The 12,898-nt window shown below is 65.5% G+C and carries 10 protein-coding genes, 1 pseudogene and 2 other annotated features; of the genes and pseudogenes, 4 read left to right on the top strand and 7 right to left on the bottom strand.

Annotation, left to right across the window (positions count from 1 at the left end; genetic code table 11):
• Window positions 1-7 precede the first annotated feature (7 nt).
• The 3 genes from GBRO_RS23130 (at window position 8) to GBRO_RS23120 (ending at window position 2,121) form a co-directional block, all read left to right on the top strand.
• Window positions 8-1,260, top strand: a protein-coding gene (locus GBRO_RS23130) for an IS3 family transposase (protein WP_085948627.1) whose coding sequence is annotated in 2 segments (ribosomal slippage) — window positions 8-302 and window positions 302-1,260 — 1,254 coding nt in all. Because the reading frame shifts where the segments join, the coding sequence is not laid out codon by codon here.
• Window positions 292-423: a sequence feature (AL1L pseudoknot), on the top strand. It overlaps the preceding gene by 132 nt.
• A gap of 57 nt (window positions 1,261-1,317) precedes the next feature.
• The gene (locus GBRO_RS23125; RefSeq protein WP_115311739.1) at window positions 1,318-1,551 is read left to right on the top strand and encodes a hypothetical protein; all 234 of its coding nucleotides are present in this window, start codon (window positions 1,318-1,320) and stop codon (window positions 1,549-1,551) included.
• Between the two features lie 72 nt (window positions 1,552-1,623).
• The gene (locus GBRO_RS23120; protein WP_147290679.1) at window positions 1,624-2,121 is read left to right on the top strand and encodes a hypothetical protein; all 498 of its coding nucleotides are present in this window, start codon (window positions 1,624-1,626) and stop codon (window positions 2,119-2,121) included.
• 69 nt (window positions 2,122-2,190) lie between these two features.
• On the opposite strand, the gene GBRO_RS23115 is transcribed toward GBRO_RS23120, so the two are convergent.
• From GBRO_RS23115 to GBRO_RS23100, 3 genes are all read right to left on the bottom strand, one after another.
• Window positions 2,191-3,473, bottom strand: a protein-coding gene (locus GBRO_RS23115; protein WP_370452859.1) for an IS3 family transposase whose coding sequence is annotated in 2 segments (ribosomal slippage) — window positions 2,191-3,191 and window positions 3,191-3,473 — 1,284 coding nt in all. Because the reading frame shifts where the segments join, the coding sequence is not laid out codon by codon here.
• Window positions 3,067-3,195 (bottom strand) — a sequence feature (AL1L pseudoknot). It overlaps the preceding gene by 129 nt.
• 49 nt (window positions 3,474-3,522) lie before the next feature.
• Window positions 3,523-4,350, bottom strand: coding sequence for a DUF222 domain-containing protein (locus tag GBRO_RS23105; RefSeq protein ID WP_012836265.1), 828 nt, complete (start codon window positions 4,348-4,350; stop codon window positions 3,523-3,525).
• A gap of 204 nt (window positions 4,351-4,554) precedes the next feature.
• Window positions 4,555-5,517, bottom strand: a complete 963-nt coding sequence (locus tag GBRO_RS23100) for an FAD-dependent oxidoreductase (RefSeq protein ID WP_012836264.1) — start codon at window positions 5,515-5,517, stop codon at window positions 4,555-4,557.
• A 189-nt stretch (window positions 5,518-5,706) separates the two neighbouring features.
• Here GBRO_RS23100 and GBRO_RS23095 point away from each other — a divergent pair.
• Window positions 5,707-6,140: pseudogene (locus tag GBRO_RS23095) on the top strand (cupin domain-containing protein).
• 277 nt (window positions 6,141-6,417) lie between these two features.
• On the opposite strand, the gene GBRO_RS23090 reads toward GBRO_RS23095, so the two are convergent.
• The 4 genes from GBRO_RS23090 to GBRO_RS23075 all read right to left on the bottom strand — a co-directional run bounded on the left by GBRO_RS23090 (window position 6,418) and on the right by GBRO_RS23075 (window position 12,826).
• Window positions 6,418-7,434 carry a hypothetical protein gene (locus GBRO_RS23090; protein ID WP_012836263.1) on the bottom strand — a complete coding sequence of 339 codons (1,017 nt, stop codon included), beginning with the start codon at window positions 7,432-7,434 and terminating at the stop codon, window positions 6,418-6,420.
• 168 nt (window positions 7,435-7,602) lie between these two features.
• Entirely contained in the window at window positions 7,603-8,991 is a 1,389-nt protein-coding gene (locus tag GBRO_RS23085) for a wax ester/triacylglycerol synthase domain-containing protein (RefSeq protein WP_223375447.1), read from the bottom strand.
• 98 nt (window positions 8,992-9,089) lie between these two features.
• Complete coding sequence (locus GBRO_RS23080) at window positions 9,090-10,571, bottom strand: HAD-IB family hydrolase (RefSeq protein ID WP_012836261.1); 1,482 nt, start codon at window positions 10,569-10,571, stop codon at window positions 9,090-9,092.
• Window positions 10,568-12,826: a glycerol-3-phosphate 1-O-acyltransferase gene (locus GBRO_RS23075; RefSeq protein ID WP_041920055.1), complete on the bottom strand. Its 2,259-nt coding sequence runs from the start codon at window positions 12,824-12,826 to the stop codon at window positions 10,568-10,570. Before GBRO_RS23075 ends, GBRO_RS23080 begins: the two co-directional genes overlap by 4 nt.
• Window positions 12,827-12,898: the final 72 nt, after the last annotated feature.

The raw sequence follows: 12,898 nt of genomic DNA, 5'->3' as shown, positions 1-12,898 counted from the left end.
TGCTGTTATGGGAGCACCACGGAAGTTTGACCAGGAGACGCGTGAGCGTGCCGTGCGGATGTATCAGGATCGGCTCGGCGAGGTGGGCGGGTCGAAGTCGGCGGCGCGCCGGCATGTCGCCGAGATGCTCGATATCAATCAGGCGACGCTGCGTAACTGGATCGAGAAGGACACGCCGGTGGTCTCCTCGGGGGTGAGTACGACCAGTGGGGAGTTGGATGCTCAGGTGCGTGAGCTGCGTCGTGAGAATTCCGAATTGCGCAGAGCCAATGAGATTTTGAAGACGGCGTCGGCGTTTTTCGCCGCGGCGGAGATCGACCGCCGACTTCGTTGATCGTCGAGTACATCGACGATCACAGGGACAGGTTCGGGGTCGATCCGATCTGCCGGGTACTCACCGAGTACGGAATGCAGATTGCCCCATCCACCTACTATGCCCACAAGCAGCGTGGCCTGGTCTCGGCAGCGATGCTCGAGGAGGCCTACGCCGCTCATGCCGTCTACCAGCAGTTCGAGAAGAACCGCGGTGTGTACGGGGTGCGCAAGATGTATCACACGATGTGGCGCGCCGGTCACGTGATGGGTCGTGATCAGGTCGGCCGGCTGATGGGGATCTGCGGCATCTCCGGTGCTGTACGCGGCAGCCATCGCACCACCACGACCCACCGAGACGATAGGGCGCCACGATTCCCTGATCATGTTGAACGACAATGGGATACACCGACACATCCGGATCAGTGGTGGGTGGCCGACTTCACGTATGTGTGGACATTGGCGGGGTTTGTCTACGTCGCGTTCCTCGTGGATGTGTTTTCGCGACGCATCCTCGGGTGGCGAGTCATGGCGAGCAAGCACACACCGTTGGTGACGAGTGTTGTCGAGCAAGCGTTGTTCGCCCGCCGCCGATCCGGATTCGACTTCACCGCAACCGGTTTGGTTCATCACAGCGATGCGGGCAGTCAGTACACATCGTTGGCATTCACCGCTGCGCTGACCGAGGCCAACATCACCGGATCCATAGGATCGGTCGGCGATGCGCTCGACAACGCGCTCATGGAGTCGGCGATCGGCTTGTACAAGACCGAACTGATCGACACCGGCCGCGCCTGGAAGGACCGCGGCGAGGTCGAACGAGAGACCGCCGCCTACGTGCACTGGTTCAACGCCGAGAGGCTGCACTCCTCCCTGGGCTACTGCTCACCCGTCGAGTACGAGACGCGCTATCGTGACAGCGTCGCCTCCGTGGCGGAGGTGGCCTGAACCAGGTCTCTATCCGATCCAGGACGGTTCAAGACCGACCCCGCCAAGCCTGGCCGGGTGTTTGCCACCTACCAGCCCGACCGGTTCAGCCGGCCGGCCTGCACTATGCGGGTGTGGTCCAACTGGGGTGTCCAGCTTCCGGGGCACAACTGGTCGCCGACGATCACCGCCGGCCCGCGTGGCGGAAAATCGGTGAAGAAGACGCTCTACACCGGGCGCGGTCTGCAAGCAATCGGGTTCGGGACGACTGGCCCGCACAAGTCGGTTGCCGTGTACCTCATCGTGCCGTAGCACCAGGCCGCCCGAACCGCTGCTGTGCGGTCTGGTCCGCTCATGTCGTTGGTGGCGCATAGGCTGTTCAGCGTGGGTATTCGCATTGACAACCGCGCCGGCTTCTCCAGCGATCAGCTAGCCGCGATGTCCGAGGGCTTGGATCGAATGTCATGCCCTGCGTCCGCGGAGGTCGTGATCTGTGAGGACTTTGTCAGCGAGGTCCGCAATCTGTTGAGTTCAACAACGTACGACACCGTCCGTGGAGCGAACGTCGTTGCGGCGAAGACGATCCCGGTGTCGGACGATAGCCAGGTGATCGTGGTGAACGCGGACCCCGTGCGCGGGTTGGAACTCGCACAGCTTGGCCGTCTTCTGGCACACGAAGCGGGACACGCGCTGATCCATTCGCGGATGGAGGGCCATCCCGACCTTGACCTACGATCGCCGCAGATGGGTGAACAGGTACTTCATGCGCTCGCGACAACGGCGCTCGATGAGTACCGAGTTGAGCGGGCCGTCTACGCGCAGGGCTTCCCCTTGCGGCGGAGGTGGACTGGCCCGCCGCGGGCCAGGTCGCCACCGACGTGAATTTGGATGTGATGGAAGCAGTCGTTGACAAAGCAAACGTGAATCGCCCCGGGTTTGCTGGAGGCTCGGTTAGTTGGTTCCGGCCTCTGCTGGGACCGGGTTCTCACGGTAGCTGGTGACCGTGTGGGCCGCCCAGTAGGCGGCCTCGTACTCGACCGGCGGGACGTGTCCGATCTCGCCGTGCAGACGGCGGTGGTTGAACCACTCGATGTACTCGGCGACCGCGATCTCGACGTCGCCGACACCGCCCCACCCGCTCTTCGGGCGCATGATCGGGTTGCGGATACATTCCGCCTTGAATAACGAGTTGAACGCCTCGGCCATCGCGTTGTCATACGAATCACCCTTGGAGCCAACCGAAGTCACCGCTTCAGCTTCGGCGAGACGCTCGGTGTAACGAATCGCTCGATACTGCACTCCGCGGTCCGAGTGGTGAATCAGTCCGGCCACATCCTGGCCGGCACGATCACGCGCCCACAATCCCATGTCTAAGGCGTCCAATGCGAGGTCGGTGTGCATCGTGGTCGAGACCTGCCAGCCGACGACCACGCGCGAGTACACGTCGAGGATGAACGCCGCGTACACCCACCCGGAGTGGGTGCGGATGTAGGTCAGGTCCGCCACCCACAAGGTGTTCGGCGCCTCGGCGGTGAACTGCCGGCCGACTCGGTCGGCCGGTTGCGGGGTTTCGGCGCCATCGCTGCGGGTGGTCCTGCGTGTCTTCAACCTCGGTATCCCTTGCAGTCCATCGGCTTTCATCAATCGTTCGACAGTGCAGCGCGCCACGTCGATATCCTTTCTGCGTAGTTCGGCGTGGACCTTGCGGGCACCGTAGACGCCGAGATTGTCGGCGTGCACGGTGCGGATCTCGCCGAGCATCTCCCGGTCACGCACCGTGCGTGGCGCCTCGGTCTTGTTCGCACTCAGGTGGGCTCGTACCGTGGACGGAGCGATCTGGGCGGCCGTGTCGCGTAGGGCCGCGCAGATCGGATCGACTCCGTGTTCGTCGCGAGAAGCGGCGACGAACTCCACGATCAACGCTGTGGGCGGTCGATCTCCGCGGCAAAAAAAGCCGACGCCTGCTTCAAGATCGTGTTCGCCCGCCGCAGCTCGCGGTTCTCCCGCTCGAGCTGCGCGATCCGCTCGGAATCGCTGCTCGTGGTACCCGGCCGCTGCCCGCCATCGATTTCGGCTTGCTTGACCCAGGTGCGTAGCGCCTCCGGGTGCACACCGAGTTGATCGCCGATCCGTTTGAACGCTCCCGGCCGTGTGGCCGGGTCCTTGCGGGCTTCCACCGCCATCCGCGTCGCTCGCTCCTTCAGCTCAATGCTGTACTTCCGAGGTGCTGCCATGCTCTCCATCCTTCACAGGTTCGAGAGCCTCCGACGAACCCGGGGCGGTTCACTTCGACATCAACTGCGAATCCTGCGGGGACAGACGAATCCCGCGCCGCCGAGCCCGGTCGCGGTCTTCGGTCAACGATCCGTCCGGATCCAGATAGCCGAGGATCTTCTGCCCCACCTTCCCGATCTGGGTGGGCGTACACGATCGGGCGGCATCGACCAGCAGCATTTCCGCGGCGTGCTTCTTCTCCGGAATCACTGCGGCGGGAATCTTGTCGAGCGCCTCCAACACCGCGGTCACATGACTTGGCCCGAGAGCGCCCTCAGCCACCGCGTCGGCCAGATACGGATGTTTCGGGGTGAGTCGTTCACCCTGCATCGAATACTTGGCACAGATCGCGTCCATCGCCGCGACCCGACCACGCAGATCAGTGATCCGCAGCCGGTCGTCCATGAACTGGCGGATCGACTTATGGCCGGTCTTGGTGAACGCACCACGGTCCGAGATGTCCATCACCCGCCGATGCCCCAACCCCCACAACCGGCGAGCGATCAGCTCATGGGCTTCGGCCACCTCCACGACCTGCGCATCCGACAAACCCGAGGACTCCGCCGCGGCGATCTGATCGACCACCTGCCCCAACAGCGCATACAGGGCCGGCAGATCACCGTCGGGGCCCGACGACTCCGCAGACTCCCCAGTCGGTGCCGGATCGCGCCCGGTCGCGATCCGCGCGGCCATCAACGCCGCATACGACTGCGGCAGATCCGGCTCCCACCCCTGACCCGGCCGCCACACCTCCCACGACTCGAACCCTGCCGACGAACGCGAGTCATCCGGCAACGGCTGATCGCCTGGCTGAACGTTGTACTTGTTGTCGGCCACCGAACCCCCTCCCCGCCGTATCGAATCTATGTTCGACAATACCGAGCAGCCGGCGAGCACGCAAGGGGAATCGCAAACCTTTTCGAATGAATCTGTAACACGCGGCGCTGCAACATGTTTCATCGCTGAATGAGCTTGGCTGAGCGTTCGACTTCGGGTTGCGGCGGGCGACGGTATTCGAACCCGGCTCGAATTGATTCTCGATCACCTGGCCGCCAGAGCACGGGCAACCGCCTCAGCGCTTCCCCACGACAGCGATACCCCGGCACCACCGTGGCCGTAGCAGGCCAGGGTGGGCAGGCGCTGCCCGTCGACCCAGCCGCAACGGACCGACGGTCGCGTCGGCCGTAGCCCGACGCCCCGCGATACGACAGGTTGCCCCGCGAGTGCGGGAACGCGGGCGATGGCGCGCCGCAGGATCGCGGCCTCGGTTGCGGTGTCGATCTCAGTGGACCAGTCGCCGGCCAGGGCGGTGCCGCCGCACACCACGTCGTCGAATCGCGGTATCACATAAGTCATTCCGTCGGGGGCGAGCTCATCGACATACCAGTCGGTGAGCCCCGGATTGCGCAGACGAACCACCTGCCCGCGCACGGGTTTCGGTGGGGCTTCGTCGGCAATCAGTTCGGCAGAACGGATTCCGGCCGCGACGACGACCGCGTCGGGGTGGAAGCACTCAGTATCGGACAGTGTGGTGATGTGACGGTTGACGAAGTGTGCACTCCCGGCCCGATTGCGTAGCCACGGCAGATAACGTGACATGTCCACAACCGGCAGTGCGGCCGTGAATCCGCGTAGCGCGCCGTCGGGAAGCTCGGCCAGGTCGAGTTCCCGGTACGACGGTAGACCCACTGCCCACGAGACATCTGTTGAGTCGTCACGGATGATGTAGCGGCCGTCACGGATTGCGACACCGGCTGCCGGATCGTGATGTGCGACGTACTCGAGACGTTCGCGGGTGACCCATGACCAGGCGAGCACCTCGGGATCGAGGGAGACACCGTAGGGGAACCACACTGCGCCGGCAAGCGGGGAACAGTCGTAGGGATGCGCAGCGTCGGAGATCACTGTCACCGTCGCGCCGCGGTCGAGAAGCTCGCAGGCGATGCTCAACCCGATCACGCCGGCGCCGATAATGTTGACGCGCAGCGGATTCGGCATGCTCATTCTGATACCTCCCGCCGGTCCGCGTGAACGGCTGCCTCAATCAATCCCTCACCGCGAGCATACTGAGGTCCTGGTCACCGCAGGGGACTCCTGGTAAGCGCACCAAAGGTTCAGCCCGTCCGTGGTGGGCAAAACCTCGGCGCTTCGGGACTGTCAGCAGTACAGTCCGCACATGAGAATTCTGTACGCCTGGCCTGCGCTTTCATCCTGATCGCGTCCGTCTGCCTCGTTTCGGCGGCGGCGAAGGCCACGCCATCCTCGGGGATCTCCGCAGTCACCCTCGCCGAAGATGACATCCCGGCCGGGCTGCTGCCCTTTGTTCCCGACGGCGTGCACGTCGCAGTCCGCGAGATCACCATCGCCCCCGGCGGGACCACCGGCTGGCATTATCACGCGGAGATCTCGTGGGTCTGGTCCGAGCGGGGACGCTCACGCATCCGGGGTCCGACTGTGTGCCCGTCGTCTATCGCACCGGCGACATCATCAAAGAGCCACGCGGACAGAAGAACACACACGTCGGGCGAAACCTCGGAACCACGCCGGTCGTGCTGGACGTGCTCTACCTCATCCCGCTCGGCAAGCCACTCTTCGAGGATGCGCCGGTTCCGGCATGTGACCGATAGTGGACAGAAGACGATGCCCGCACCCCGCGAGTGTGGGGTGCGGACATCGTTGTCTCACTGGTGGTTTCGATACGCTCCGCACTCGTTCCTCGCGCGGAGCTACTCAACCAGCAGAAGAAGTGGCGCTGCTCATGAGCAGAGAAGCGGCGTGCTACTCAACCAGCAGAAGAAGTGGCGCTGCTCATGAGCAGAGAAGCGGCGTGCTACTCAACCAGCAGAAGAGAAGTGGCGCTGCTCATGAGCAGAGAAGCGGCGTGCCACTCAACCAGCAGGGTGATCAGCTGTCAACGCCGACAACCTCTTTCGCGATCTCGGCAATCCGGTTCTCGCTGGCCGAGATGACGCGCTGACGATTCTTGTGCGCCTCCTCGAAGTGCAGGATCGTGCGGATGTCGGCCGGTTCGGTGAGCTCGTTGACCGCTGCGACGGCGTCGCCCACGTTCAGGTCGGCGTAGTCGTCGATGGGCAGCTCGTCGGCGTCGACGATGCCGGTCGCCTCCCGGACCTGATGCAGGGCGTCGGCGACGCCCGGTGCGCCACTGTCGCGGGCGCTGTCCTCGACGGCTTCGAGAGCGGCGTCGCGTCCGGCGGCAGCGGTCTTCGCGATCGCGGCACCGGCATCGGCGACGCTCTCACCGGCGCGGGCCACGCTGTCACCCGCGTCGTCGACGGCCTTGCCGACTCGCTTGCGCAGGGCGGTGACGTTGTCGGGTGTCTGGCGCAGGTAGTCGACGGCGCGGTCGATACCGCGCGAGGCGACGATCGCGGGCAGGCTCACCGCGCGGGCGGCGAATCCGCTGGCCCACTGCGTCGGGCTGCGGCGCAGTGCCGCCGGGCCGCCGAGTGCCTCCTCGGCGAGCACGGTCGTGATCCAGTCAACCGTTGCGCTGTGCGCGAGGATGAGACGTTCGGCTAGCGCGACCAGGTCGGCGTCGTCCTGGCCGGTGGCCAGCGCCTTCAGATAGGTGGCGCGTCCGAGCAACTGCTGCTCGAGTGCGAGGTCGCCGAGCAGTGCCTCGTCGAGCGGTTGTGCCTGTTCGACGGTGGCCTTGACGGTCGCGCCGATTCGGCCGATCACCGGGCGGACCACGTCGACGAGTCCGTCGCGGTCGCGCAGCGCCTTCTCGATCGCGGCGGCGCGCAGTTTGCCGTTCTCCGCGTTCTGCGCCAGCTCCTGGCGGATGGCGTCGGTGCGTGCCTGACCGGTCCTGGTCTCGGCGATCTGGACCTCGGTGTTCGTGAGGGCCAGGAGTGTGCGTAGTTGCTGATGAATGGTGGTGGTGGAAACAGTCATCGGAAATTCGCTCCCTTCATCCGATGGGGGATGCGTACACCTCCGAGTCTTGCCAGTCGACGAGACATTGAAACCAACACTGCCGAATCGGGCGGACGAACATCACGTAAACCGCTGCCACGCACGACTTTCAGGAGAATGTGAGGTGCGTCACCGCCGGTGTGGGGTTCACACCACCCGCACCAGCCGCCCCGGCTGCACCTCGTCGTCGGCGGCCAGAGCGAGAACTTCGTCGAATCCCGCGACCAGGCAGTCGGCGAACAGCTCGGGCTCGGTGATCGCGGCGCCGTCGGAGTTCAGACCGAGGCAGGCCACCCCGTTGTGGGTGATCATCGTCGCCATCACCGCGCACCCGGGCAGCGGGCCGAAGGGGAACATGCGTTCCACCTTGGCTCCGGCGACGTAGGTGTCCCACGGGATGCCCGGGACGTTGCTGGCCTGCAGGTCGTTCTGGCTGGTGGTGCCGCTGAACTGCATCAGCACCTGTCCGGGCAGCCAGGCCATCACCGAGCCCAGTGTGTTGAAGATGTCGACAGCGGGTTCGTGTCGCGCGGCGCGGACCTGTTCACGAATGGTGAGAACTCGTTCGAACGGATCGGCGATACCGGTGGGCCCGGCGAGGCGTCCCACCGCGATCCGATTACCACCCGCAGGATCCTCGGGTCGGCGCACCGAGATCGGGATGGCCACCGGGATCGCCTCCACCGGATGGCCCAGCTTCTCGTGATACCGCCGGAAGCCGCCGATCAGCCCGGCCAGATAAATGTCATTCACCGACGCCTTGCACGCGGTTGCGGCCGCTTTCATGTCGGTGAAGGGCACCTCGAAGGCGCTGAACCGCCAGGACAGGCTGCGCCCGGCGAGCAGCGGTGATCCGGGCGGGCTGACCAGTCCGGCGACGCGCGGTACCGAACGGCCGTATCGCAGCGCAGTGCTCAGCGCGCGCCGCGGCCGGGTGAGGGAACGGACACCCTTCCACGTGGTGTCGATCCGGTGGGGGATGCGGCGCACCTCCTCGCCGACCTGTCGGGTGAGGATGTCGAGTGCGCTGATGCTGGTCGGATCAGGGCTCGGTGGCTGGGGTTTGCTGGGGTTGTGATCGCGCATCGGTGAATGCAGTTGCGCCAGACCGATAATTGCGCCCAGTCCGTCGGTGAGTGCGTGGTGGGCCTTCAGGAAATAGGCGGCCTTGCCGTCGGGCAAGCCCTCGATCAGGGTGCCCTCCCACGGCGGTCGCGCGGCGTCGAGCGCGGTCATCGCGAGTTGCTCGCACGTGGTCAGCAGCTCACGCATGCTGCCGTCGCCGCCAAGCCGGATGCGACGCATGTGGTAGTGCAGGTCGAAGTCGGGATCGACTGCCCAGCTTGGTGTTCCGGTGCCGAAAGGGGAGTCGATGACGCGCTGCCGGAATCGGGGTGCCATTCGGCTGGCCCATTCGTGCGCCGCGACCAGACGATCCCAGTCCGGGACGCAGTCATAGATCTCCAGCATGCTGATGGTGCCGCGCATCCGCCGGTCGGTGTCACCGCGCCACATGATGGTGTCCACGGCACTCATGTGCGGATCGTTGGCCCACTCCAGCGGCCGATCCCCGCTCTCGACGGTGTCGGTGGGATCGCTGTCGGTGGGGTCGTTGTCGGTGTTTTGGGTGTCGCTCATCCCAGTGCCCCCTCACCGCTCGGTGCCGCGGCATCGGTGAATGATTCCAGCGGCCAGTCGGCGAGCGCCGTGATGAACATCTGCCGTACCTCCTCGGCGTGTGCGCCGATGTCCTCGGCGCGCCAGTCGGTGGTGTCGACGGGTGGCAGCACCCGCACCTCCACGGTCCCGGGCTTGATCAATTGCGAACCGCGCCACATCAATTCACCGGTGTTGCGTATGACGACAGGAACCACCGGCACACCGGCCTGCATGGCGATGTGGAACGGACCCTTCTTGAACGGGCCGACCCGGGGCGTCGACGACCGGGTCCCCTCGGGTGCGACGACGAGCGACATGCCGTCGTCGCGAAGGGCTTTGACTGCCGGCGCCAACTGCTCGATCGCCTTGCCGGCGTCGGCCCGGTCGATGAACACCAGGCCCGCCGCATCGAGGATCTGCCCCAGCACGGGGACGTGTTTGACCTCCTGCTTGGCCACGCCGGTTGCGTCGTTACGCACCAGGTGGATCATCACCGGCAGATCGAGTTTCGACTGATGGTTGAACACGAACACACAGGGGCGGTGCGAGGTCAGGAACTCGCCGCCGTCGAGGACCTGCACGTGCACCCCGGCGAGCGAGAGTCCCACGTCGTTGCCGGTGGGTAGCGCTTCGACGAGGGTGCCGGCGTCGCCGCGGAGCAGACCACCGGCGAAACCGACTGCGGCAGAGGTGAGGAAGCTGCCGTAGAAGGCGCTCGTGCGGGCCAGCATGCCGACCCGGTTGTAGGTGGGGTTGCGGATGTCGATGATCGGCCAGCCACGGGCTTCGGCCTCGGCACGCAGGTTGCGCCGTGGCGACACCGCCGCCGGGTGACCCACCGCCTCGAGATAGGGGATGTCCTCGTTGCCGTCGCTGTAGGCGAATGACGCGTCGAGGTCGATCTCGTGTTCACGCGCAAGAGTCCGTACCGCAGCGGCCTTTCCCGGCCCCCACAGCGGTCGCCCGATGATGTTGCCGGTCACCACACCGTCGATCACCTCGACATCGGTGGCGAGCGCATGATCGGCCTCGATCTCGCGGGCGATCGGCTCGATCTGGAACCGCGTGGCCGACGACGCGATCACGATCATGTGCCCCATCTCCCGATGGGCCCGCAGGATCTGCCACATCTGCGGTCGGAGTTTGGCCGCCGTCTCGTGTTTGAACAGTTCGTCGCCGAACTTCAGCAACTCGGCGTAGGTCTTGCCGGCGAAGGTGGGTTTGGTGGCTTCGAGCACCTCGGCGTAATCCTGTTCGGACACGACCCCGCGCAGCCCGATGAACAAGAAGTCGGCGAGTTCGCCGAGCCCGAACTCCATGCTGCGCATTCGCGCCCGGATGATCGCCGACGCCGAGAACCCCTCGATGAGGGTGCCGTCGTAGTCGAAGAACGCCGCCACCTTCTTACCCGTTGGTGCCGAACGGATCTCGCGCATACGGTCGGTGAAAGCGCTCATCGTCGTGCTCCGTTGATCACATCGGGCTGGATCTCCTCGATGGCGGCGATCCGTCCCAGTCGATCCCGCATCTCCTCGACCTCGTCGAGCCACGCCTGGCGTGCACCGCGCAGATCGTCGGTACCCGAGCCGTCGAGGAGGCCGCGGTTGTCGGCGAGTTGGTAGGCGGAGTCGTACAGATCCTTCGACACCGAATCCTTGCTCCGCACAATACCTTGCAGCGCCAGCTGTTTTCCCAGCCCCAGGCAGTCGGCGACGATGTCATCCTTGTCGCGGGAGATGACACCGAGCTGGACCAGTCGGGTGGCGACCACCAGTTGCGCGTCGAAGAACGGCTGCAGCGTGCGCCGCGCGAGCAATCCACCGGTGTGGCCGTGCAGGACGTCGTAGGTCCATTCCTGCGTCGGGGTGACCTCTCGCCAGTCCGGTGCGAGGAGGTCGAGTTCGGCACCCAGACGGTGGAAGTACTCGTCCTTGCTCGGGAAGAAGAACTCGAATTTGAGGAGGTCCCGGATGCGGAGGGCCTCGTTCTGAGAGGCGGCGAGCAGCGTCTCGGCGGGAACGTCCACGTCGCCCTCCGCAACGGCCAGCATCCCGATCTCCACGATCGCGCGGTTGACGAAGTGGTGGATGGCGCCGTTGCGGTAGTAGGCGGCGACGGCGTGCGTGTCCGGGGCGATGGACCAGACCGGCTCGGTACCGCCGTCGAAGCACCGCACCACCCCGGCCTCGGCGAGTACCCGCAGGGTCTGCGTCAGGCCGATGCCGCGGCACATGGAGGGGTCGGGTCCGGGGAGTTTGCGACGATCGATGTAGTCCAGCAGCGGGGCGAGGATGGCCTCGATCTCCGGTTCCGTGTAGGCGCGGTCCCGTGCGCCCAGAAGCGCAAAGCCCGCTAGTGACGTCGCGGAAATCGGTGTGGCCGAGTTGATCTCGTCCATCACCCGGAATGCGACCTTCTCCACCTGGGCCGGACCCTCACCGGCCTCGTCGAGTGCATTGCGCAGTGAGAACGGTTGCCCGAAGCGAACCCTGGCCTCCCCGAGATAGCTGCGCTGGGCTTTGGCGTAACGCAGCAGCCAGCCCACCCCCTCCGGCTTCTTGGTGCCACCGGCATCCTCGGCGGCGATCGCTCCGATCTCGTGCAACTGGTCGTAAACGATGGAGGTGGGGACCAGGGTGACGTCGGCCTCGTCGAGTTGGGTGACGGCGTCGACGACGTAGTGGAGCAGACCGAGTTTCGGCTTGCGCAGCTTGCCGGTTCGGCTGCGGCCGCCCTCGATGTACCACTCGAGGTTGAATCGCTTCTCCACGATGAATGACAGATAGGAGCGCATCGCGAACTTGTAGACCGGGTCGGAGCCGAACTTGCGCCGGATGAAGATCATGCCGGCCCGGCGGGCGATAGGGCCGACCGGCCAGAACGAGAGGTTGTTCCCGCCCAGCACGAGATTCGGCGGGAAGTCGTGGGCGCGCAGCACCTCGGCGAGGATCAGCGGGTCCACGTAGGAGCGGTGCGACGGCAGAAAGATCAGCCCGGTCGACTTGTTGAGAGTCCGCAGATTGTTGAGGGTGTCGAGGTCGACCGACACGTTCCAGGCTCGTTCGTGCAGGCGACTGAACGTCGCCGAGAACACGTCGCTCATCAGGCGACTCTGCGTGGCGACGAAGTCCGACAACTTGTCGGTGGCGTCGCGGATCACCGCATCGGTGGGGCGACCGAGATCGGCAGCGAGTTTGGCCGCACCGGTCTTGAAGCGGGCCGAGCTGCTGATCTGCTCGGCGACGAGACGCGGCACCTTGTAGCGGTCACCGATGATCTGGCGTTCCGCGCGGTCGGCCGAGAGCGCGGCGGCCATCTCGACGAACTTGGCGAAGGACTCGCCCTCGGCCATGTCGCGTTCGTAGCGGCTGCGCAGTTCATCGACGGTCGCGGGCTCGCCCTGCGCGACCCGCAGGCTGTCCGGGCGCCGGCCACGGATCAGCGGCTGCGCGATCGCCGCCGGTCGTCGCGGGTTGGACAGCACCAGCAGGTCACCGAGCGTCACCCGGCGCTCTCCCTGCCGTACCGCCGGCAGCCAAACCGGACGAACCGGGACGAGCATGGTCTCCCCAGAGAGCCCGTCGAGGTCGACGTCGTCGAGGCGTTGCACCGGTGCGCCGGGATGAGCGTTGTCGGCCCACTCGGTCACCGCAGTCATCTCACACGACGTGCGGGTTTCCGCCAACACCACCACTGGATCGGCCACGGTCATCACCCTCGCATCACTCTCGTCCGGTCCGCGTCAAAGCGGACCTGCCGGGCGTCGCCGCCTCGTGCGGGCGCT

The sequence above is a fragment of the Gordonia bronchialis DSM 43247 genome (genome assembly GCF_000024785.1).
In the GTDB taxonomy this organism is placed as follows: domain Bacteria; phylum Actinomycetota; class Actinomycetes; order Mycobacteriales; family Mycobacteriaceae; genus Gordonia; species Gordonia bronchialis.
This window is presented reverse-complemented; position numbering and strand designations above follow the sequence as displayed.